At 50.0% G+C, this 21,784-nt stretch carries 21 protein-coding genes; 5 read left to right on the top strand and 16 right to left on the bottom strand.

Going from position 1 to position 21,784, the window contains the following annotated elements; all coding sequences use genetic code 11:
* Nucleotides 1-65 precede the first annotated feature (65 nt).
* A complete protein-coding gene (locus BLO51_RS07355; RefSeq protein ID WP_090669093.1) occupies nt 66-1,043 on the bottom strand; it encodes a LacI family DNA-binding transcriptional regulator in 978 nt (325 codons plus the stop codon).
* Between the two features lie 279 nt (nt 1,044-1,322).
* Between BLO51_RS07355 and BLO51_RS07350 the strand changes: the two genes are divergently transcribed.
* Complete coding sequence (locus BLO51_RS07350; protein ID WP_090669090.1) at nt 1,323-1,739, top strand: NUDIX hydrolase; 417 nt, start codon at nt 1,323-1,325, stop codon at nt 1,737-1,739.
* Nucleotides 1,740-1,825: 86 nt separating this feature from the next.
* Here the strand turns inward: BLO51_RS07350 and BLO51_RS07345 are convergent, their stop codons facing one another.
* The 3 genes from BLO51_RS07345 to thyA all read right to left on the bottom strand — a co-directional run bounded on the left by BLO51_RS07345 (nt 1,826) and on the right by thyA (nt 3,581).
* Nucleotides 1,826-2,143, bottom strand: a complete 318-nt coding sequence (locus BLO51_RS07345; RefSeq protein WP_090669087.1) for a hypothetical protein — start codon at nt 2,141-2,143, stop codon at nt 1,826-1,828.
* A 103-nt stretch (nt 2,144-2,246) separates the two neighbouring features.
* Nucleotides 2,247-2,747 (bottom strand): dihydrofolate reductase, encoded by a 501-nt coding sequence (locus BLO51_RS07340; protein WP_090669084.1) that lies wholly within the window; start codon nt 2,745-2,747, stop codon nt 2,247-2,249.
* A gap of 39 nt (nt 2,748-2,786) precedes the next feature.
* Nucleotides 2,787-3,581 carry a thymidylate synthase gene (gene thyA / locus BLO51_RS07335; RefSeq protein WP_090669082.1) on the bottom strand — a complete coding sequence of 265 codons (795 nt, stop codon included), beginning with the start codon at nt 3,579-3,581 and terminating at the stop codon, nt 2,787-2,789.
* A gap of 507 nt (nt 3,582-4,088) precedes the next feature.
* Between thyA and BLO51_RS07330 the strand changes: the two genes are divergently transcribed.
* The gene (locus tag BLO51_RS07330) at nt 4,089-4,769 is read left to right on the top strand and encodes a vWA domain-containing protein (RefSeq protein WP_090669079.1); all 681 of its coding nucleotides are present in this window, start codon (nt 4,089-4,091) and stop codon (nt 4,767-4,769) included.
* A 76-nt stretch (nt 4,770-4,845) separates the two neighbouring features.
* On the opposite strand, the gene BLO51_RS07325 is transcribed toward BLO51_RS07330, so the two are convergent.
* From BLO51_RS07325 to BLO51_RS07275, 11 genes are all read right to left on the bottom strand, one after another.
* Nucleotides 4,846-5,874, bottom strand: a complete 1,029-nt coding sequence (locus BLO51_RS07325) for an ATP-grasp domain-containing protein (protein WP_090669076.1) — start codon at nt 5,872-5,874, stop codon at nt 4,846-4,848.
* 21 nt (nt 5,875-5,895) lie between these two features.
* Nucleotides 5,896-6,717, bottom strand: coding sequence for an HAD family hydrolase (locus BLO51_RS07320; protein ID WP_090669073.1), 822 nt, complete (start codon nt 6,715-6,717; stop codon nt 5,896-5,898).
* A 2-nt stretch (nt 6,718-6,719) separates the two neighbouring features.
* On the bottom strand, nt 6,720-7,868 hold the full coding sequence (locus BLO51_RS07315; RefSeq protein WP_090669070.1) for a cysteine protease StiP family protein: 1,149 nt from the start codon (nt 7,866-7,868) through the stop codon (nt 6,720-6,722).
* Nucleotides 7,868-9,238, bottom strand: a complete 1,371-nt coding sequence (locus BLO51_RS07310; protein WP_217266699.1) for a phosphoribosyltransferase family protein — start codon at nt 9,236-9,238, stop codon at nt 7,868-7,870. Before BLO51_RS07310 ends, BLO51_RS07315 begins: the two co-directional genes overlap by 1 nt.
* Nucleotides 9,189-10,415 carry an HpcH/HpaI aldolase/citrate lyase family protein gene (locus tag BLO51_RS07305; RefSeq protein ID WP_090669065.1) on the bottom strand — a complete coding sequence of 409 codons (1,227 nt, stop codon included), beginning with the start codon at nt 10,413-10,415 and terminating at the stop codon, nt 9,189-9,191. The genes BLO51_RS07310 and BLO51_RS07305 overlap by 50 nt, the downstream gene beginning before the upstream one ends.
* A 96-nt stretch (nt 10,416-10,511) precedes the next feature.
* Nucleotides 10,512-11,315 carry a TerC family protein gene (locus BLO51_RS07300; protein ID WP_090669063.1) on the bottom strand — a complete coding sequence of 268 codons (804 nt, stop codon included), beginning with the start codon at nt 11,313-11,315 and terminating at the stop codon, nt 10,512-10,514.
* 40 nt (nt 11,316-11,355) lie between these two features.
* Nucleotides 11,356-12,597, bottom strand: coding sequence for a TerD family protein (locus tag BLO51_RS07295; RefSeq protein WP_090669060.1), 1,242 nt, complete (start codon nt 12,595-12,597; stop codon nt 11,356-11,358).
* Nucleotides 12,598-12,673: 76 nt separating this feature from the next.
* A complete protein-coding gene (locus tag BLO51_RS07290; protein ID WP_090669057.1) occupies nt 12,674-13,255 on the bottom strand; it encodes a TerD family protein in 582 nt (193 codons plus the stop codon).
* Between the two features lie 82 nt (nt 13,256-13,337).
* Nucleotides 13,338-13,913 carry a TerD family protein gene (locus BLO51_RS07285; protein WP_090669054.1) on the bottom strand — a complete coding sequence of 192 codons (576 nt, stop codon included), beginning with the start codon at nt 13,911-13,913 and terminating at the stop codon, nt 13,338-13,340.
* Between the two features lie 32 nt (nt 13,914-13,945).
* Nucleotides 13,946-14,545, bottom strand: coding sequence for a TerD family protein (locus BLO51_RS07280; RefSeq protein ID WP_090669051.1), 600 nt, complete (start codon nt 14,543-14,545; stop codon nt 13,946-13,948).
* A gap of 138 nt (nt 14,546-14,683) precedes the next feature.
* Nucleotides 14,684-15,130: a TerB family tellurite resistance protein gene (locus BLO51_RS07275; protein WP_090669222.1), complete on the bottom strand. Its 447-nt coding sequence runs from the start codon at nt 15,128-15,130 to the stop codon at nt 14,684-14,686.
* Nucleotides 15,131-15,582: 452 nt separating this feature from the next.
* On the opposite strand from BLO51_RS07275, the gene BLO51_RS07270 reads away from it, so the two are divergent.
* Nucleotides 15,583-17,766: a 5'-nucleotidase C-terminal domain-containing protein gene (locus BLO51_RS07270; RefSeq protein WP_090669048.1), complete on the top strand. Its 2,184-nt coding sequence runs from the start codon at nt 15,583-15,585 to the stop codon at nt 17,764-17,766.
* A 52-nt stretch (nt 17,767-17,818) separates the two neighbouring features.
* Here BLO51_RS07270 and BLO51_RS07265 read toward each other — a convergent pair whose 3' ends face one another.
* Nucleotides 17,819-20,107, bottom strand: a complete 2,289-nt coding sequence (locus BLO51_RS07265; protein ID WP_245719565.1) for a putative bifunctional diguanylate cyclase/phosphodiesterase — start codon at nt 20,105-20,107, stop codon at nt 17,819-17,821.
* Between the two features lie 154 nt (nt 20,108-20,261).
* Between BLO51_RS07265 and BLO51_RS30745 the strand changes: the two genes are divergently transcribed.
* Together BLO51_RS30745 and BLO51_RS07260 are read left to right on the top strand one after the other, a co-directional pair.
* On the top strand, nt 20,262-20,387 hold the full coding sequence (locus tag BLO51_RS30745; protein ID WP_281180331.1) for a hypothetical protein: 126 nt from the start codon (nt 20,262-20,264) through the stop codon (nt 20,385-20,387).
* Nucleotides 20,388-20,462: 75 nt separating this feature from the next.
* Complete coding sequence (locus tag BLO51_RS07260) at nt 20,463-21,281, top strand: Cof-type HAD-IIB family hydrolase (RefSeq protein ID WP_090669041.1); 819 nt, start codon at nt 20,463-20,465, stop codon at nt 21,279-21,281.
* Nucleotides 21,282-21,784: the final 503 nt, after the last annotated feature.

Genomic DNA, 21,784 nt, shown 5'->3' with positions numbered 1-21,784 from the left:
ATGTATCGTAATTCTAGGTATTAGTATAGCTGGCACCGCTCTGCTTGTCCAGCTTTCCGCGCACTTCAGACCGTCGACCGTTCCACCAGCCGGACCGGCAGCTCCTGCTTTTCCGCCTCATACCGGTCTTCTGCAATATAGCGGTACAGCATTTGAAAAGCGGCGCGGCCCACGTCCTTGTTCGACTGCTCCACCGCAGTAATCTCGAGCAATTGGCCGAGCATATGGTTATCGAAGCCGATCACGGCCAAATCGTCCGATACGCGAAGCCCGAGCTTGCGCGCTTCGGCGACCAGCCCCGCCGCGGTCTGATGCGTGCCCGTCAGCACCGCCGTCGGACGCGGGTTCATGCCGGTCAGCCGATGCGCGACCTCAACGCCCGCTTCCATCGATAGCGCGTCGTAGAACATCCACTCCGGTCGCAGCGGCTCCTGCACGGCGACGAGCGCTTCGCGGACGGCGCGTTCCCGCGCCAGGCTCGTATTGCTGTTGCGCCTGCCGATGCAGCATGCGATGTGCCGGTGTCCTTGGGACGTCAAATAGCGCAGGCCCGTTTCAAAGCTGCGGTAGTGGTCGATATAGGCGCAGGATAGCGGCTCGTCTCCTGCATCCTCGCAAACGACGATCGGACCGTGAGCCAAATAAGGCTTGATCGCATCCCAAGCGTTCGTCCGCGACGTAATAATGACGCCGTCGACCTGCTTCATTCTTAGCATTTCGAGCACTTTGAGCTCTTCCTCGGCGCGGTAGTTCGTCTGGCAGAGGACCACCCGGTACCCGCGTCGGTTCGCCTCGCTCAAGATACCTTCCACCGGCGAGCTCCAGTACGGATTATCCACATAAGGAAGCACCACCGCGATCATTGACGTCTTGCCTTTGATCAAATGGATGGCATTCAAATTCGGCACATAGTCCAGCTTCCGCACCGCCTCCAGAACGGCGACCCTTTTATCCTCGCTCACATACGGATGACGGTTCAGCACGCGGGAAACCGTCGTAACCGAAACGCCTGCCATGCGGGCAATTTCCTTAATGTTTGCCATAGCCGTCCCACTCCTCCCCTTCGTTAGCTTTATTGTAGCATAGTGCGGTGCTTTTTATAGAAAAAAACGCTTGCTATGAAATGCATTCCATACGTTACACTCGGTTCAAGGGATTGGTTCTATCGGCGTGACGGCACATGCAGGCGTAACGGTAGCGTCCCTATATGAGGCCCCCCAACTTTGATAATTTGCTTTTTCTCGCTGAACGATTGGCAGGATATTGCATCGCCAAAGTCGAATAGTTGTATGCGTCAATCGTAAAAATAGGGGGATTCATTCTTGCAAGGGTACAACGTTCTTATGATATACAATAAACATATGGATAGACTGCTCATGTGCAAAAGATTGAAGAACCCCTACAAAGGATTAAGCAATTTAGTCGGGGGAAAAATCGAAAGTGGAGAAACAGGGCTTGAAGCTGCGTACAGAGAATTATTTGAAGAAACCTGTATTTCCAAAGAAGATGTGACTTTGCATCATGTAATGGATTTTAAATACTATTTGCAGAACTGCTATGTTGAAGTTTATGTTGGCAAATTAAAGCGTGAAGTCGTCGTTTCGGGGGAAGAGAACGAATTGTATTGGTCTGATTTAAACCAAGATTTTTTTGACATGACCCTTTTTGCGGGCGAAGGAAACATCGGTCATATGATCGAACAAGTGAAGTTGAACCAAAGTCTGTGGCTAGCCGATTAAAAAAGCACAAGCTCTGCCGAATTTGATCGGCGGGCCTGTGCTTTTTTTCGCTTAAATGCCGCAGGGCGGCGCGAACCTGCGTCCAGTCAGCGAACTTGCTTCGGCTGCTCGGTGTTCGATGCGACTACGTCCAAGCTTTGCTGCGTCTGGTTCAACTGGTCCTGTACCTGCACGAGCTCCTGTCCGTGATGCTCGTGGTCCTGTGCCGCCATCTGGCTCTGCGCCTTCGCCAGCGCCTGCTGCGCCGACTCCAGCTCCGCGAGCGCAGAGGACAGCTTGTGCGGATCGGACTGAAGCTGCGCGTGGCGGACGGCCATTTCGGCGTCCTTGGCCACCTGGATCGCTTTTTCCGCGTTGTCGATCACATGCCGGATCGGCATTTGATGCTGGTTAACCTGTGTCATGTTCGGCATCTTCCTCTCAATCATGCTGGGATGTGCACACGGTTCAACCTTTAAGATGCGCGAAAAGCTCCGGCTTCATTCCTTTTTTGGAGAAACGTTACATTCAGACCCGCTCATACAAGACAAAATCGTAATCGTACGGGTTTTTCTCATCCTTCACGCCGCGCTGTCGCGACACCTCGCGCCATTCGCCGGGCTCAGGCTCGGGAAAAAACGTATCCGCCGCGAACCGGTGTGCGATCTCCGTAATGTACAGCCGGTCTGCGAACGGGAGCAGCTGCCGGTATACCTCCGCGCCGCCGATGACGAACAGCTCCTCGGATGCCCGGCTTCCGCCGCGGCCGTAATCGGCGGCCGCCTCCTGCGCCGAATGGACCACCTCGCAGCCCGGCGCAGCGAATTGGTCGTCCCGGGTCAGCACGACATTGCGCCGTCCGGGCAAGGGTTTGCCGATGGAATCGAACGTCTTGCGGCCCATCAGCACCGTATGCCCCTTCGTCGTTTGCTTGAAATAAGCCAAATCCGCCGGTAAGCGCCACGGCAGCTTATTGTCGATGCCGATGCCGCGAGCTTCGTCCATCGCCAGTATGAAAGAAATCGTCACGCGAACACCCTCCTTGTCTCCTGTCTTATTTTCATTTTGCTAGATAGCTATAGGAGCCTTAATACCGGGATGGGACTGATACCCTTCAAACTCAAAATCATCGAATTTGTAGTCAAAAATGGATTCCGGTTTGCGTTTAATTATAAGTGTTGGTAAAGGATATGGCTCTCGCGTTAACTGTAATTGAACCTGCTCCATATGATTTAAGTAGATATGCACGTCGCCGCCTGTCCAGATCAGGTCACCGACTTCAAGACCACACTGCTCCGCGACCATATGAGTCAGGAGTGCATACGATGCTATGTTAAATGGAAGTCCCAAGAAGGAATCGACAGACCGCATCTGAAACATGCAGGACAGCCGGCCATTGGCTACATAGAATTGAAATGCATAATGACAAGGCGGTAAAGCCATCTGATCTACCTCTGCAACATTCCAAGCGCTAACCAAATGCCTGCGGGAATCCGGATTCGTTTTGATTTGATTTATCACGTTGGTTATTTGATCAATGATTTTGCCATTAGGAGCGTGCCAAGTCCTCCACTGAGCACCGTAGACACGGCCAAGATTGCCATCCTCATCGGCCCATTCATCCCAAATCGTAACGCCGTTCTCACGAAGATATTTTACATTCGTACTACCGCTTAAGAACCACAGCAGTTCATGAACAATCGATTTTATGTGCAGTTTTTTGGTCGTCAGCAGCGGAAATCCCTTTGCCAGGTCTATTCTCATCTGCCTTCCAAAAACGGAAACCGTACCCGTGCCGGTTCGATCCTCCTTACGAACCCCCTGTTCCAGTACATCACTAAGCAGGTCTAAATATGCTCTCATTCGTTATGTCCATTCCTTTCGCTACGCTCAAGGCACAAAACGAGATGAAACCGTTGTGCTTTGAGCATTTTTATCGCTTGATTTGCTATGCCATTCTGCGTGAGTGCGATCTGTTGTCTTCGCCGCAGCGTGAGGAATCAATAAATATCATTATATAACGAGTCCGGGTTTTAGACCATCCATCCTTTGATTACTGGTTTAGCTCGGAAATAGATTCTGCGTGTTCAGATGCTGCCACAATGGTGAGTACCAGTAATAATCCCAAGCAAATCAAGAAATCTATCATGCTGTTCACCTCATCATTTTTTGCTAATGTATATGTGTATCAGCGAAGGTGTATGCTAGCATTGTTTCCACATTTGTCTACTTTATTTCATCCTGCCGGGTGTCGGTTTCTACTTACATAATTTGAATTTTTTTGGTAATATAATATGAGATCATGTCAGAAGCTCAAGGTTTTGAGCCGCATACACGCGCCTTTAATTCATCTCATCTGGGGGAACCGCCATGTCGATTAATCTGCTAAAACAAAATGCTCGTATTGTGCTTGAGAAAAAGAATCTAACCCGAGTACAGGCACGAGTCGGTCTAGTCCTGGATGGCTCCGGATCGATGAGGCCCCATTATAAAAGCGGCGTCGTTCAGAAGGTCATTGAACGGATCTTGGCGATTGCTACACAATTTGATGACGATGGGTCGCTCGATTGTTGGATTTATGACCACAATTTCTCCCGGTTGTCCGCTGCCACCGAGCATAACGTTGAGGACTACGTTGAACGAAATATCATGAACAACGCTACTATTTCTAAGTTCGGCCGCAACGATGAACCTCCTGTCATGCGGGATGTCATTAAGAAATTTACTGTCGAAGAGCCCAGCGCCCTTCCTGCCTATATCGTGTTTATTAATGATGGAGGGGTTAAACGAGGGAAAGGCGATACCATAGACCAAGTGGTCGTTGATTCATCAAGCCAGCCTCTATTCTGGCAGTTTGTAGGCATTGGCAATAGCGACTTTGGTGTTCTCAAGAAACTGGACACCATAGAAGGACGTGTCATTGATAATGCGAACTTCTTCCAGATTAATGACATCGAAAACATTCAAGATCATGAACTCTACGACCTGCTTCTAAACGAATTTCCGGATTGGCTAAAAGCCGCGGAGGAAGCCAATATCATACGGGGGTAGACAAAAAACCTCGCTTCATCCTTGGATGAAGTGAGGTTTTTTCACAACTTTAAATGAATTTGGGGAGATAACGATTCTAACCATTGAAATCGTGTTTTAACAGCACTTCCTTTTCAACATGAGTGGCCATTAAGTTGAGGTTTGGCGCCGGTACCACAATCTCCTCATTCAGCAGCATTTTGACGGCTAGATATGGAAAGTTAATGCCACTTAAACAAGAGGTGTATAAACCGCCTGACATTCTCGGGTTGATTTCAAGCAGCTTGGGTGTATCGTCTTGGTAAATAAATTGGATATTGAAGTTGTATTGAAGCGGAATGCGTTCATGAATGGCAGCGGCCAACCGGATAAGCTCCGAATTATCTTCAAGCGCTCGGATCCTCCCCTCCACCTTCTTACGAGGAACAGCTGCCAGAAGACTCTGCTGGTTTCCCAGACAATCTACACTATATTCCGGGCCCGTTAGCAGCTCCATAACCATGAGTGGCTCGAAGGATTCCACGACAGACAGCATTCTCAATACATCGCCTATATACATATTAGGCTTAATTGAGCGATACAAGATGTCGAGCGTTGGCGGCATGTCATCGATAACTCGAAAGCCTGCTCCCCCCTCGCCGGTAACGGGCTTAAAACAAGCGTTCAGCCCCTTTTCCTTGAGACTTCGGAAGGCTGCTTCAAACTCCTCGGCCGTGGAGACGATGTGATACTCTGGTATTGTAAGCCCCTCTACATCGGCGAGTTTCCGAAACACATCTCCCTTATCCGAAACGAGACGGAGTAAGTCAGCATTTCCCCCAAGCATTACTTTCGTGCCTACGCGTTCAAATTCATCGGCATACTTGGCAATTTCCGATAATCCGAAGTGAGGGATGAAGATGTCGATAGCGTGCTGCCGGCAATAATCGATACAAAACTGTGGATATTGTTCCATCGAAAGATCTGGTTCCAAGTCTGCGTGATCTGCCGCCTGAAGCATGAGTGAATGTCGCTTGGGATGGGTTGCATAGATCTCAACGACCTTACCGTCCGGGTTGTTCCTGATCATATCCACGTAATGCGTTGCCGTTGCAAAGGTTCGATTAAACCATATCCGTGTTGTCATTCGTAATGGCCTCCTGGTTGATCAGCTAGCCGATGAGTTTTGCGCAAGGTAGTGTTGTAGTTCACGATGGACCCGTTCCAGTATTTCTTCGGAAGCTCGAATCCCCGTTTTCTGCGTAAATTGATATATGAATCCGGATGACGACTTACCAAACAGCTCTCCATGACCGGGTGCAATCGCATAGTCAGCGATAGCTAACAAGCTCGCATCCAGGAGAGAGTCGCCAGAAGCTGCAATAAACTTGGAGCCTAGCCGCTTACTCAGGTGAAGCATGGCCTCCCCCTTGGTCACGCGAGCCGGGACCAGATATACTTTCCGCCCTTGTACGGAGAGTACCCATCCCATGTGATGTATGGTTTCTCGGAACTGATCTAACCGCTCGAAAGGTGTTTTTTCCGGGTCAATGATCATCGTGTAAAACAAACCATCACAAAGCCATCCGCGTAATGCCCATTCAGGCGAGGAGATTTGGTCATACATCGCCTTTACTTCCAGATGATCTGCGCTCGTGCGCAACGCGGTTTGAACGAGTGCCGACCATTCCTCGTCAGGGGATCCATCGATCAAGATGTTCCCTCCATTGGTAGTTATGGCATATCTCAGGTTCAAGACCTTGTTGAAGTAAAAGACTCTCTTGTACTGTGTAATGGTACGGGTGGTCACGGGTACGATGAATGCGGATTTCTCGATTTCACTTAACTGGGTTATTGCACGCTTCGTCATGAAAGAGGTGTAGGCTCCCCCATTTTCTTCGACCGGTATTAATTCTTCCTCGGGTACGATGTCATCCATAGAGTTCTTCGAATAGATGAGGGTTTTATCCAAATCCGTAGCGAAAATCAAGGTCATTCCCCTCCGCCCTTCAAGGGTTTAATTATGCCGCAGCAAGAATAGGTCAGATTCGGGTACACTTCTACTGGAACATTACGGTCCGCAGCCAGTAACAAAATGTGCCGCAAATTCGGGTTATCCCATCGGTCAATAAGAATCTTCCATGGCACGCGGCGCAAAAGAACCCTCGTGGTTTCACCCACCCCCGGTTTCACCAAATTCAAATCCGGAATTCCGAAATCCAGCTGAATCCGCTTGATGTCATTTAAACCCTTCCACGTTTCCTCTGTTTTAGAACTATCGTTTAAAAGCTGGTTTGCTACTAGCTGTGCTTCTCCCGCGACTTCTTGAAAATACGCTGATACCGTATCAATAAAATGGTTGGATAGATCATCCGAGAGCCATTCTTTGTAAAATTTCGCGCCATGGAAGTCATGAGGACCAATCAAATCATCACGAAGGACTGTACGGCTCATCAGACCCGATACTGTAGAGTTCAAGCATGCGCTCGGAATGAGGAAATCCTCTCTGGTGCCAAATGTGGAAGAACATTGCCCTGGGTCTGCAAGGACAGCCAGATCGTCATTGAGCGGTATGCCGTACTTCGCCAAGATTGTTTGGGTAGCATCCGTCAGTACCTTGCGTATCGCTCCCTTTCCTGTCCAACCATCGACAAATTGAATTTCATAGCCGGGGTGTTGATTCAACATGTAGATAACCGCATTTTCATCTATCCCTTTACCTCGGATAATCGAAATACTGTAATGAGGTAAAGTATGTTGATAAATCGCTTTGAAGTACCGCTTGAGCAGAATTCCAATCGGCGTCCCCGCTCTGGCCAACGATGCCAGCATGATGTTGTGGCCTCGCTTGGCAGCGATCTGTTCTGCTGTAACTGCGGCTGCAAAAGCAACCTTGCGAGCCGTGACCGCTAGTGTCTCATGGAACAGATGAATATACTCCTGCGTAGGTTGATACTCAACGGGGAGCATCTCCGAATAGTGTGTGCCGGCCTGTATAGCTTCCTCCCTGTCCTCTGTTCCTTTCTCAAGATGGATTTCGCTTAAATCTTTTAATAGAAAGATGACATCTTCGGAATTATAGCTGCCTAGCGGTTTAGGGCTGGCGATGCGACTCGCGAGAACCTCGGTAGACATCTCCATTATGCCTCCTTAGCAAAATGAACAAAATGGATATTAGGTATAGATGTACGCTGTACTGCTTCAAGATAGGATGATAGAACTGCAAGGTTATTTACTCGTTCCACAAATACAAAGATTTCGTCGTATTCATCTGTCTGAATGTTATAAAAGAAATTGGGGATCGTAGAATCTTCATGGCTGGCAAACGGAAAGCCGTTCTGAATGGCATAGCCTTCTCCTGTGTATGGATAGATGGGGCTTCGTGTACTGGATTGATAGCTTATCCCTTCTCCCATCGCTGCTGCAATGCGCATCGGAATATACATGAATTCTCCAGACCCCATACATAACGTGCGTTTCCCTTTACGTTTGGATTGAAGGTAGTGTCCGCACTTCATGATTTGCTCGTCCATGATGGGGATATAAGAGCCCGCGACACCAAAACGTCCCGTTGCCTTAAGGTAATGCATTGGGTTTTCTTCACCGGATGAATCTACGGATTTATGAGAGATGTGCTCGAAATAACCTCCCACGAATAGGTGTTCTACCCTTCCCTTACCTAATACCGATGGGCCAAGCTCCCCCGTTTCGCATTCCCCAGGGCTTCCAGTTACGTGAATTTTCCCCTTCATTAACGAGAGACATGTAATCGTGATTCCAAGTTCGCGCTCAAGCTGCGCAAACTTGTCAATGTCTGCCTCCGAGCGCCAATCTAAAAAAGAGGCAAGCACATAATTGGAATGGGACCTCCTCCGATGAAGAGCTCGTATAATATTAAGGGCCGTCTTCCCCGTTGTGATCTCATCGTCCACGAGAACGATAGACTCAGGCCCACCGAAGAAGTCCTCGTCGAGTGGGTAGCAACGGTGAGCAGTAGCATGCGAATGCTCTTCTTCAAAGCTGATGACAGGTTCGACTCCCTTAACGAAATCTCGAGTTGTATGAAGGTATTGAATGGGTCCCCTAAACACATCAAACATGCTTTGTCCCAGTGCTGTAGCTGTCTCTGCAAAACCGATGAACAACGTGGGATCATACAATTGGAGTGGGCTATGCTTGAGCAGCTCATAGAGATCCTTTGCGCGTCTGCTATCCTGAAAGGCTTCCACCATATCCGAAATGCCAAACGGGGTTTGATAGCCCAACTTTTGGTAATACAAACTGCCCAGAGAAGCGCCTCCCAAAAGGGCAATGTGCGGATTAACCGGTAAGTGCTTCCCTAAGATTTTACTTACGAATAGAAAACTTCGTTTTTTGTTTATCCTTGCCGCCATCTGAAAGAGAATTGCAGGTGACAGGTTCAAGGGGTTGTCCGTGATGTCCACGGTTACTTCCAAATCATTAAGTATTTGAAATGAGTGACTGCTCTTGTTTCGTTGACTCGTGGCCAATGAGGATAGAGGTAAAGTTTTTTCCTTCATGTAACACCCCGTATACTTTTGATCGGATCATTATTCTTTTGGCCCAATTCAAATGTGGCTTGATTTCGTTCATTTTATTGGAATACTGGCTTTTTACAACGCCAACAAGACCATTGTTGGAATTCAAAATGTTCTTTGCATCCATGTATTCCTCATGGGTTACAGCATATAAAGATTGCACCGGAATAATGTGCGTCGGATGAATGATGGTCTTGCCAAGAAGGCCATTCTCCTTATCCATAACCACTTCACGTAGGAGTCCGTCCAAATACTCATTGATGTATTCTAATCGGATTAGACGGTCGGCCCTGCCTTCTGACTCCTCAAAAGATGTTTGTCGTAGTACCGGCTTTAACACACGGTCGCTTTTGAAATATTCCCAAACAGGGCCTGAGATGACAAACTGATTTTGAATTCTTCCAAAAATATTTACGACGTCTGTAATACAGTCCCGAAGCACACCAATATCGTAAACGGTCATGTCCGGTTTTCTTCGAAGTCCATACAAGCTTGAAAAATCAGTTGCCCCAATGCGCACATTCAGGACATATTCTTTGAACCTGGTTAGTAAGTGTTGGATTGCATTCAATGCTTCAGCCCGTGTCTCCCGGTACATAATTTCGGCAGTTTCCAGAATTGGCATTCCATATAAGGTCGGTAAGTCTACTGGCTTCTGCCGGTTGTATGCTTCTATAAGCTCGAAGTATTGAATACCATTGTCTTCACTAAACTTCGGCAATGCAAATCCCGTTACAAGTTTCATGGCATCTTCCAGTAACGCTATCATTCGCGTCATTTGCTGAGGCGTCCTAACACGAATAAATAGTAAAGGCAGCTCCTCATAGGTTAGCGCACCCATTCGAACTAACGAATAAAGCCGGTAGAACTGCTGACTTAATGTTTCTTCGGCAAGCTCTACCTGGTGGTCGCCTACAGCATCCTCCAGGTCAATAACAACAGAGACAAGACCCGGATACTTTCCCGTCACGATCTCGTCAGCAATGCTTTGCCTGGTAGCAGGCATATAAAGGGCTGCACCGACCGCATAGGCCAACAGCTCCTTCTCTGATGTATTGGAAAATTTCGAGGGCGGTAGATGAAAAAGGCTTTCTTCCTCGTCGCGAGTAAGATAGTTGAAATATCGCATATTCACCCTCCTTATAGGGCTCGCTGGTCATAAAACATCCCTCCTATATAAGGAGGGACAATTTTGATAATGACCAAATTTGATTGATATGGAGAATTATGCCGATTCCGAATCACCTTTATCTGCTGCTTTCTTGCGAATGGAACTGAGCACCATTGCTCCAACGAAAACAGCTATCAGTAGTCCGAAGAATACCAGATGCGATATTTCGAACCCGGCAACTGCTGCAAGCATTTTTCCACCGATAATAATAATTAGAACGAATGCGGCTTTTTCCAGTTCAGGGAAACGCTCGATAAGTTTGAGGAATACCTGAGCTACACCGCGCATCATGAGAACGCCAAGAATGCCGCCGAGGAACAGCACCCACACCTGATTGCTTACACCGAACGCTGCAATAACGCTATCGACACTAAAAGCGATATCCATTAACTCTACGGTTACTACTGTGCGCCAGAAGCCCATTTTCTTGTTTTGAACGGATCCCCCTTCTTCATCGTCGGCTTTTCTGGCAATATACGGGAGGAGTGGGATCTTTCCAACCCGGAGCCATCTCACTTCGAGATCAAACAGATTGCTGCATGCGATCCAGAGCAGGTATAAAGCTCCGGCGATCTTAATCCATGTAATTTTAACAAGGAAGGTGCCTACGCCGATTGCAAGGAATCGGAAGACGTAAGCTCCCAACAAGCCATAAAATAAAGCTCTCTTCTGCTGTTCCTTTGGCAGATGGCTTACCAGTACTGCCAGAACGAGTGCATTGTCCGCTGATAACAAGCCTTCCAACACAATGAGAGAAGCAATGATTCCCCAATTTACAGGGTCTGATAGAATGGCCGTGACATTCGCCCAGTTAAAGAATTCCATGAAATTGTTGATGAAGCTGTTGAGAAAATCCATTTACGATGCTTCCTCCTAAAATAGAGCGCTAGACTTGCATTTATTTACTTCCTGCTACCCACCTTAACCCCCAATTATACGCTCTGTCCAATTCTTGGTGGCCTGAAAAATATTCAACAAGCCTTTCAATACTGACCGTCTGTTCGTTGACATTTCGGAGCATTGCAATCGCGCACATCCGCTTCTTGTTATCATGCTGATCCAGCTTCACTTCAATGTCCGGTTCACCGTTTTGTTTGATGGTGACAATACCGTCTGCTTCAGACCACTTTGCAACACCTTCATAGATAAAAGCATATATAACCACGCGTTTAATCTCTGAAATGTGCTGCCCGTTGATTCGAAGATTTTCGCCTGTCGTTACAGAACCTGTACGATCGTCGCCGTCCAAGGCTACGAAAGGCGGTCGTTTGAGGTCGCCAAAGCTTTCGCCAAGAGCTTGTACAACTCCCTTTCGACCATCCTTAAGCTCAAAGAGACACCCTAAATCAAGGTCGACCCCCTTAGATGCAAAAAAGCCTTTTGACTTTTTTTGATTCCAGTTTAAATTCACCAGAATCTCGCCCATGGAGCCTGTGCTCTTTTGCAGGTTAACAACGTCACCCTTCTTCTTCAATTCGATCTTGGAAAGATTGATTGCGCTAGGAGTGTCAGGGACAGGAGAAACGTCTTTCTCAGGCTCAGGTATAACCTTCGGAACGCTCTGTGTCTCTTGCGATATATCTACTCCGAAGCTTCCGCACAAAGCCTCCAGTCCCCCTGAATAACCGGAACCAATAGGGTTGAATTTCCACTCACCGTTATATCTATATAATTCCCCTACGACGATAGCCGTTTCCACGGAGAAGGATTTTCCCATGTTAAAACGGAGCAACTCGTGGCCGCTTACCGAATCTATAATGCGAATGTATGTATCATCTAGCATGGAGAAGTTTTGGCGTCTCTTCTCGCCTTCATATATGGTTAAGGCAAAAGAAATTCGTTCGTATTGAGTTGGAATACTACTTAAAGAAACCGATAGCTGAGCTTTGTCTTGAATACCTGCGTAACTGGATAGGTTATTGTTCACATACATGCTGTTATTGGGGCCAGATGGATTGCCATAGAAAATAAGGTCCTCATCTTTTGTTACTTTGGAAACCCCCGAGAGTAAAAAAGCAGAAAAGTCTACTTCAATAGAACTGCCAGGCGACTTCCAGCCCATGCCCACTACGACGGTGCTCAAGTTTGGATTGCTCTTCGTAAGGTCTGCCTTTTGTCCTTTCGCGAGTACGGTGGTCATTAGTATCAACCTTTCAGTCAAGGGAATGAGAATGAGGACGGGGCGCTGTTCTCGTTGACAGCCCCCTTATAATCTATTACTGGGCATCCAAACCGTAATTCTTGCAAAGCGCGGAGAGGCCGCCTGTAAATCCGGAACCGACAGCCTGGAACTTCCAATCTGATCCTTGACGGTATAACTCGCAAATCACGACTGCGGTTTCAAGGGAAAACACTTCACCGAGGTCATAGCGGAGAATCTCGCGATTTGTTGCTGCATCAACGATTCGTACAAAGGCGTTAGAGACGTGGCCAAAGTTTTGTTTTCTGGCTTCCGCTTCGTGAATCGTCACAGTGATTCCGATGCGCTGGATGAAATCAGGGACCTTCTGGAAGTCGATTACGATTTGTTCGTCATCGCCGTCACCTGCCCCGGTACGGTTATCTCCGGTATGCTCTATCGCGCCATTGTACAATTTAGGGTTATTGTAAAAGAGGAAGTCCGAGATATCCTTCGCCTTTCCGTCCTGATGCAACATGAATGCAGCAGCATCCAAGTCATAATCTGCACCAGTGCTATACTTGTTGATATCCCAACCCAAACCGACAACAACTTTGGTTAACCCCGGGTTGTCCTTAGTCAGGTCAATACGTTGGCCCTTGGAAAGACTGATTGTCATGTTGGTTTTCTCCTTTTTTATGATTTATTTCGTAAAAAAAGGCCGCCTGTCATGGACGGCCCTATTCCAGGCGCTTATTCGATTAAGCCAAACCGAAGTCTTTCACGAGTCCGGCGAGACCGTCCTTGTACCCTGCCCCTACTGCGCTGAACTTCCACTCGCCGCTATGGCGATACAGTTCGCCAACGACGATAGCCGTTTCCACAGAGAAATCTTCACCCAGGTCATAACGAATGACTTCTTCGCCAGTGGCTTCGTTTACGATCCGTGCGTAAGCGTTCGAAACTTGGCCAAAGCTCTGTTTGCGCTCCTGAGCTTCGTGGATCGTGATGCAGAAGGAGATCTTCTCCGCCTCTTGAGGTACTGCGGACAGGTCAACCTTGATTACTTCATCATCCCCATCGCCTGCGCCAGTGCGGTTGTCGCCGCTATGCACTACAGAACCGTTGCTGTTCTGCGGGTTATTGTAGAAAATGAAGTCCTTCTCGGAAGCGGCCTTACCGGATGCGTTGAGCAGGAACACGGAGGCATCAAGGTCAAAGTCTTTGCCGCCGTCATATTTGTTGGTGTCCCAGCCAAGACCGACAATCACCTTGGTAAGCCCCGGATTCGTCTTCGTCAAATCAACTTTTTGCCCTTTAGAAAGAGAAATTGCCATTGTGTTTGTCTCCTCACATAGTATATTTGGACTTACGTGTATCGTTGAGCGAGAATATCAATATGAACAGCGTGAGCGCCTTCGCCAATAGCGTTGAACTTCCACTCGCCGTTGTGACGGTAAATTTCCCCGACGATCAACGCCGTCATCCCCGCGTAGTTCTCCGTAAGATTGAAACGGATCAGTTCCTGACTATTTTTGGAATTCACTACCCGAATAAATGCAGACTTGATCATTCCGAAATCCTGACCGCGAGACTCGCAGTCGTAAATGTTTACGCACATCAGGATTCTATGTACGTCTGCGGGCACCTTTTCCAGCGCAATATGAATCTGCTCATCGTCGCCATCTCCCTCTCCGGTAAGATTGTCACCGGAGTGTTTCACTGAACCGCAAGGACTAGTTAGATTGTAGAAGCAGATCAAATGTCCCTCTTGACTCAATTTTCCATTAGCGTCGAGCATGAGTGCCGAAGCGTCACAATCGACGTTGGCAGCAACCTTTTTCCTACTGAAAAAGCCCTTACTCTCAACTTCTACAGGGTCCCATCCTAGTCCAACGGTTATATGTGTCAAACCTGCGTTGCCTTTGGTTAAGTCGATCTTTTGTCCCTTTACCAGTGAGATTGACATAGGTCTTTTACACCCCCTTTCATTACGTTTCTAGCATATTCTAACTTTAGACATTTTTCAACATAACTTGCAGTTTTGAACAACCGCCGAAGGCGCTTCTTCGTCCGTTTGATACATATTACTTGCGCTATCTACTTTCTACAGTCCGAACTCACTTGGCATAAGTCCGAGAACATTACAAATATCCCTGACCACACCTTTTTCATTGTCGTCAAAATCGCCATCTGCAGCGCCAACAGCACAACAAACCCCAACAATAATACGTGCGACTTCCGGTTTCGACTTAAATTTACCGATTACTCGAAGCGACTCTTGCTTACCTATCATGACATCGAATTCCATATTTTCCGCAAAGTGATTGAAGCGCTCGATAACCTCGCTCATGTTAAAGACACTGAGGTCCTCGCTACGACCAAGAAAACCAGCCATTTTCTGCTTTTCAGCAGCTTCAATTGTTCCGTCAGCTACAGCAACCATAGCGCAGCCGGCTACGATCGCATCCAGAAGGTCCTTGTTTTTGAATCGTTTTACACCGTCCGCTAAATTGCCTTTCGTGCGCGAGAGCCAGTTAGAAAAAGAACTCATTGTGCTCATATCCTATTCCTCCGTTGTTATTTGGTATTACCAAATGACCGATTTGCTAACTCGTTGGAAATGCCATCAAAAACCTTTATTCAAGCTGATTATGGCTTTTTGGAGAGGTCAATCAGATTCTCTTGAGCTTTTTTCCTAAGATCGACTACTCACACCTCTTCTCCCATATTACAACTTTTAATATTATTCTAATAGATATTACGTTCTTTTACAAATATCGATATCTTCCGACTTCGTGAGGATTGAAGCCAGAGTCCTCCTTGCGCACCCCGTTCGACATGATGTCCTGCAGTCTATATATTTATTATCGGTCGCCCTCGATCGTTCGTGAGTTTCAAGGCCCGCTTCATCAAAAAATATGAGTCGCGTTCACACCCTGATGACATTTATCCGCTATAATAGATTTGTTACCATATATAACCATCGTTTGAGGAGGAAAACATTTGACCAAGCATTCATCCCACTGGAAAAAAACCGCCATCCTATCGGTGCTCTCCGCCTCGCTGCTGAGCGCGCCCGGGCTCTCCGGCGTCCTTTACGCGCTGGCGGCCGAACCGGCGACGGCAACTAAAGCTGCCGCTTCGACTCCGGCCAAATCCGACATGCAACTGGCCTTCGAGAAAGGAGCGGTAGAAGGGTATCCGAACGATACCGATCTGCGCGGCAGCCGGCCGGTGACCCACGCGGAGCTCGTCACCATGCTGAACCGGGCGGCCAAGCTGGCGAAGAGCAACAAATCGACGCTGCCTTTCTCCGACTTGGAGGCGTGGCAGCTTGAAGCCGTTACCAACGCTGTCGCCGCCGGCATCGTATCCAAGAGCGACAACGGCCTCTTCGAGCCGAACCGTCCGGTGACCCGCGAAGAGCTGGCCGTCCTTGTTGTGCGCGCCCTCACCAAAGGCCAGGCGCCGAAAGTAAACCAGAACGTGCTGAGCTACTTCAAGGACGCTTCCTCCATCGGCGAGTCGTCCCGCCCGTATGTCGCTTACGGGGTGCTCGCCGGCCTGTTTGAGCCGAAGCTGAGCAGCGATTTCGATCCGAAGGGCTCCGTGACCCGCGACGAAGCGGTCAAGGCGCTGAAACCGGTCCTTTTCCAGGTTATCGATATTCTTACGACGAACGACATTCACGGCCATATCGAAGTGGGCTTCGACAAGAAGCGTAATCAGGCGCAGGGAGGCATCGAAACGCTCGGCGGCATCGTCGACGATTTCCGTTCGGTCAATCCCGGCGGTACGGTCGTCGTAGACGGCGGAGACGCATGGCAAGGAACGCTCATCTCCAATACGACGAACGGCCAATCCGTCATCGATTCGATGGCTCAGGTCAAATACGACGCTGCCGCCATCGGCAACCATGAGTTCGATTTCGGCCGCGACACGCTGATCGACAACATCAAGAAAGCGAAGTTCCCGATTCTCGGAGCCAACATCATCGAAGACAAAACCGGCAAGCGCGTCGACTGGACACAGCCTTACACCATCGTGGAGAAGGGCGGGCTGCAGGTCGGCATTATCGGCCTCGCTACGCCGCAGACCAAGACGACGACCAAGTCCACCAACATCGAAGGCTTGACGTTCGCCGATCCGGTTCCGTACGCGAAGGAGCTGTCGGCCGAGCTGCGCGGCAAAGGAGCCGACATCGTCGTGGTGACCTCCCACCTGCCGGGCGAGCAAGACGCCAAATCGCAGCAAATTATGGGCGAGCTCGTCGATCTGGCGAACGGGACGGGCAACGGTACGCTGGACGCCATCGTCGGAGGCCATTCCCACCGGCGCGTATCCGGGATCGTGAACCACATTCCGGTCGTCGAAGCGCAAAGCTGGCTGTACGCCGTCGGCCACATTCAGCTTTATGTCGACAAGGACAGCAAAAAAGTCGTTTCCTCAAGCGCCGGCCTGCTGGAAACGTATACGAATCTGACGACCGCGAAAAAAGACGTGCAAAAAACGGTCGCCGACTACCAAGCGAAAATTGCCGAGCAAACCAACAAGCAAATCGCCGTAGCCGCCGAAAAATGGACGACACGCTCCTACCGGTACGACATGAACGGCAATCAGATACGTGACGGCGTGACGCCGATTGGCAACTCCGTCACCGATGCGATGCGCTGGGCCGAGAAGTCCGATATTGCCTTCACGAACATCGGCGGGCTGCGCGCGGATATCGAGCCAGGCAAAGTAACCTACGGCATGATGTTTGAGGTGCTGCCGTTCGGCAACTACAACCGCACCGGCACGATGACCGCCGCCCAGATCAAGACGCTGCTTGAGGTCACGGACCAATATTCCAAGCTGCCGGCTATGCAATTCTCGGGTCTGAAGGTCGAGTGGGACAACACGAAGCCGCAGGGTCAGAAATACAGCAAAATTACGCTGCTGGACGGCACTCCGATCTATGTTGACGGGAAGCTGAACGACAGCCGTACCTTCAAAGTGACAACCAACGACTTCATGTCGACCGGCTCCGGGGACGGATTCACGACGTTTGCCGAAGTGAAGGACTGGAAGGACGGCATGATCATGCTGGACGCCTGGGTCGATTATATGAAGGAGAAGGGTGCTTCTAGCCAGCCGATCTCCCTGACGAACGATGGCCGCGAAATCCGGCTGGATCTGAAAAAATAACGCCGCCGTACAAGGAAACCCGCAGGCCCTGGCTCGTTCAGGTCTGCGGGTTTTATGGCTTCGCCTTATCCCATAAAACGGAAAATTCGTCAGGCAGCATCGGTTTATAAAAATAATAGCCTTGAATCGTACAGCCGCCGATCGCTCGAAGCAGCTTCACCTGCTCCTCTGTCTCCACCCCTTCGACTACGACCGATAAATTCAGGCTCCGGGCCATGGCCATAATCGCTTTGACGATTCCGGCATGCCCTTCGTTCTCGGCCATTTCCCCGACGAACGACTGCGCAATTTTGAGCGAATCGACCTGGAACGTCCGCAAATAGCCTAGCGACGAATACCCCGTACCGAAATCGTCCATCGAGATATGCAGCCCCAACGCTTTGAGGCGCAGCAGCGTATCGGTCGTTTCCTTCGTATTCTGCAGCGCGACGCCTTCCGTAATTTCGATAATCAGCCGGCCGGGAGCCATTCCCGTTTCCTTCAAAATATCGGTCACCTTATCTACGAAACCGTCCTGCACGAGCTGTCTGGGCGAGACGTTAACCGCAATTTTAAGCGGCGGCCTCCCTTCCCGCTCCCACTCGACGGCTTGCCTGCACGCCGTCCGAATGACCCAATCGCCGATCGGCACGATCAAACCGGTATCCTCCGCGAGCGGCACAAAGTCGGAAGGCGGTACCAGATGCCCGTCCGCATTTCGCCAGCGCAGCAGCGCTTCCGCCCCGACGATCGTCAAATCCTCGGAGCACACCTGCGGCTGGTAGCACAGAAACAGCTCGTCGTGATCCAGCGCATGCCGCAGCGCGCGCTCCATCAGGATGCTTCTCAGCATGCCGTCCTTCAGCGACGGCGTGAAGAACCGGAACCGGCCTCCGCCCAGCTCTTTGGCCTGATACATGGCCGCATCCGCATGCTTCATGAGATCGGCTATGGACAGACCGTCTTCCGGGTACACCGCAATACCGATGCTCGTTGAGGTTTGAATCTCGTGAACCCCGACCTTGAAAGGCTCGGCGGCGACCCGGAGAATCGATTCCGCAAGTGCTTGCGCTTGCCGGGAAGAGGCGAGCGACCCGGTCAAAATGGTAAATTCGTCGCCCCCTTGGCGCGCGACGATGCACGTCTCCGGAACGATTCTGCGAATCCGTTCCGCCACTTGACGGATTAATTCGTCGCCCGTCACATGGCCAAGACTATCATTTATGTATTTGAAGCGGTCCAGATCGAGAAACAGCACCGCAAGCGGCTGTCCGTCCAGCGAGGCGTTCTCGATCGCTTCCTGCGCCTTCCGCTCGAACAAGCGCTTGTTCGGAAGCCCGGACAAGTCGTCATGGGACGCAAGAAACTCACTTTTTTCCAGCATTTGTTTGAGGCGCCTCACCAGCTTTTCATTCTCGAGAAGCATAGAGATTTGGCGCACGAGGATCAGGACGGTAACCATGACCGTACCTGCCACGATGGCGTCCGGCTTGTCGATACGGCGAAGCATCAACACGAATAAGATCGCGAAGCCGGCGTAAGGAAAAAGCAACCGCAGCAGACGGGCGCCCGAGACGAAGCGCGCCTCCGGCGCAGGCCGGTCTTTGGGGTGGGAAGCATGCCAGCCCGCAAAGCCATATGCGAACAGCCCCGCGCTCCACAGCAGGTCGTACCACTGCCCTGCCTGATAGTTCCCCGAGATCACGTCGAACACATAAATCGTATCCTTGGCGATAAAGGCGACGAAACCGAAGGTGATCAAGGAAAGCACCCGCCGGTCGAACAAAGGCATATAAGCGAAATGAAGAACGAACAGGCAAAGCAAGATCCCGAAATCCGTTATCGGGTACAACAGAACCGCCGCTTGACCGAACCCATCGGGACTGGACAGCATCGCCTGCATGTTGGGCCCGATGACAAACTCCCAGCTGACCGTACCGACGATCAGCAGGATCATGATACAGTCGAAAAGAAACCGGATGCCTTGCGAGATGCTTTTTTCCCGAAACAACAAGTAAAACAAAGCGGCAAAAAACAGCGCGGTCTGCATGTTCCAGAACAGGTCGGCTAAACTGATCGTCGGCGGAGGAATTAGCAGCACCCAGGCATAGAAGGACCAGACCAGTTGCCCCAGCAAATAGAAACAGGCGCCCGCAGCCATCAGCAGCCAGAACGTTCCCGCGCTGCCCCGGCGGGCCCGGTAAGTTAGCAGCAGCATAGCAAGCGAAGCAGCGGGCGGAATGTTCTCCCAAAGCAGGAAAAAGCGTTCACCCGCCTCAAAGCCCCATTTTGCTGCGGCGAATACCGCAAAATAGACCGCGATCACCGCGATCATCGGTTTACGCCAAGCAATCCAGTTCATAACCATCCGCCTCATCTCATTGTTGTCTCGCGCGTTGATGTTAAGGAAGCGCTACACTAGCCCAAGCCTTTTATTCATAAATTAATTATAAATTAATCATCGGGCAATTCGAACTATTTTTTCTGTCTGATTTCTCACAATTTCGAAGATCGCCTTGAAGCTTTCCAACGACGCCTCGACCGAAGCTACGATCCGGATTCGGCAAGCGCTGCGCGAATTCGCCGATGTGGTTGTTCAACCGGCACATGCCTGCGGAACGGCTCCCTGCTCAAGCGTATGAACAAAAAAGCTTGAAAAATATGCGCCGTACGTTATAATGAGAGCAATTTGACTTTACAGGAGTGGAGAGCGCACCATGTACAAAATGCTTGCAATCGACATCGACGATACGCTGATCAACGACGAGAAGCAGATCACGGAAGGAACCAAAGGAGCGCTTGCCGCGGCACTAGCTGAAGGAGTCATCGTTACGCTGGCCACCGGACGCATGTACGCCTCGGCCAAGCTGCTCGCCGGTCAGTTGGAACTAAACGTGCCGCTGATTACATACCAGGGGTCGCTCGTCAAAAATTCAATCGACGGACGCGTCTTGTACGAACGGACCGTGCCCGCCGCCGCGGCGCGGCTCATTTTCGATTTTTGTGAGTCCGAAGGATTGCACCTGCAAACGTACGTGAACGATGTGCTGTATGTCAAGGAAGACAATGATAAAGCTAAAGCGTACGCCGCGCTTTCGAAAATCCCTTATACCGTGTACCCAAATTTCGGAGAGCTGGCGTCTCAGGCTTCGATGAAGCTGCTGATCATCGACGAACCGGAGTTGCTGGACCGGGTCGCAGAGCAGCTCCGCGGATTGACCGGCGGGCAGGTGCATATTACGAAATCGAAGCCGCATTTTCTGGAAATCGTGCATATCGAAGGCACTAAAGGGCATGCGCTTGCGCATCTGGCCGAGCATTTCGGTATCGAGCTTGAGCAAGTCATCGGTATCGGAGACAGCTGGAACGACCGCGAAATGCTGGAGGTGGCGGGGCTTGGTGTCGCGATGGGCAATGCCGTCGAGTCGTTGAAGGAAATCGCCGATTATGTGACTTTCAGCAATAATGAGGACGGTGTCAAGCACGTTGTTGAGAAGTTCGTGCTGCGCCGTGAAGAAGTAGGGAGCGGCAACTGAGGCTTGATGCCGGGCTGGGACGTCCTGTCTTATCGGACAAGCGCCTTTAGTAAGCTATGAAAACTTGCACAGACATCTGTGATAACCGGACCGCTCCTGGAGCGGTCTTTTTGACGTGCTTCGCCCCGGCGCTTGATCCATCTGCAAAAGGAGAGCATGTTCTCACCCTTTTCCGCTGTCCGCGTACGCTGGCAGTACAAAGGCACGGGGCTTTTGTCCAGTGGAGGTGGTGGGGGCAACCCGAAATCAATTATGCTGGCCTTCTCTGGAAAAAAACAAACAAGCTCTCCCTTTTTTCCGGTCACGTTTGGGCACCCGTCTCATATACTTGGTAAGGATTATAGGCATTTGCATAGAGTGCATATGTTTTCTATCAAGCCTAAAGGGAGAGGGTATCATGAGTTACGAAGAGATTCCTTACACCTATTCGTATGATGAATTCTATTCTGAGACGCCGGACGATGCGGCAAGCCTGGAAAGATATCCTGACGAAAGAGGAGGCC

This window comes from Paenibacillus tianmuensis, assembly GCF_900100345.1.
In the GTDB taxonomy this organism is placed as follows: Bacteria; Bacillota; Bacilli; order Paenibacillales; family NBRC-103111; genus Paenibacillus_G; species Paenibacillus_G tianmuensis.
The sequence above is the reverse complement of the archived record's forward strand: the minus strand, read 5'-3'. Positions and strand labels throughout refer to the sequence as shown.

Excerpts from the sequence above, each read along its gene's own strand:
- BLO51_RS07355 (WP_090669093.1), bottom strand. The coding sequence starts at position 1,043 with ATGGCAAACATTAAGGAAATTGCCCGCATGGCAGGCGTTTCGGTTACG.
- BLO51_RS07345 (WP_090669087.1), bottom strand. The coding sequence starts at position 2,143 with ATGACACAGGTTAACCAGCATCAAATGCCGATCCGGCATGTGATCGAC.
- thyA (WP_090669082.1), bottom strand. The coding sequence starts at position 3,581 with ATGAGAGCATATTTAGACCTGCTTAGTGATGTACTGGAACAGGGGGTT.
- BLO51_RS07330 (WP_090669079.1), top strand. The coding sequence starts at position 4,089 with ATGTCGATTAATCTGCTAAAACAAAATGCTCGTATTGTGCTTGAGAAA.
- BLO51_RS07325 (WP_090669076.1), bottom strand. The coding sequence starts at position 5,874 with ATGACAACACGGATATGGTTTAATCGAACCTTTGCAACGGCAACGCAT.
- BLO51_RS07315 (WP_090669070.1), bottom strand. The coding sequence starts at position 7,868 with ATGGAGATGTCTACCGAGGTTCTCGCGAGTCGCATCGCCAGCCCTAAA.
- BLO51_RS07305 (WP_090669065.1), bottom strand. The coding sequence starts at position 10,415 with ATGCGATATTTCAACTATCTTACTCGCGACGAGGAAGAAAGCCTTTTT.
- BLO51_RS07300 (WP_090669063.1), bottom strand. The coding sequence starts at position 11,315 with ATGGATTTTCTCAACAGCTTCATCAACAATTTCATGGAATTCTTTAAC.
- BLO51_RS07295 (WP_090669060.1), bottom strand. The coding sequence starts at position 12,597 with ATGACCACCGTACTCGCGAAAGGACAAAAGGCAGACCTTACGAAGAGC.
- BLO51_RS07290 (WP_090669057.1), bottom strand. The coding sequence starts at position 13,255 with ATGACAATCAGTCTTTCCAAGGGCCAACGTATTGACCTGACTAAGGAC.
- BLO51_RS07285 (WP_090669054.1), bottom strand. The coding sequence starts at position 13,913 with ATGGCAATTTCTCTTTCTAAAGGGCAAAAAGTTGATTTGACGAAGACG.
- BLO51_RS07280 (WP_090669051.1), bottom strand. The coding sequence starts at position 14,545 with ATGTCAATCTCACTGGTAAAGGGACAAAAGATCGACTTAACCAAAGGC.
- BLO51_RS07275 (WP_090669222.1), bottom strand. The coding sequence starts at position 15,130 with ATGAGTTCTTTTTCTAACTGGCTCTCGCGCACGAAAGGCAATTTAGCG.
- BLO51_RS07265 (WP_245719565.1), bottom strand. The coding sequence starts at position 20,107 with ATGAACTGGATTGCTTGGCGTAAACCGATGATCGCGGTGATCGCGGTC.
- BLO51_RS07260 (WP_090669041.1), top strand. The coding sequence starts at position 20,463 with ATGTACAAAATGCTTGCAATCGACATCGACGATACGCTGATCAACGAC.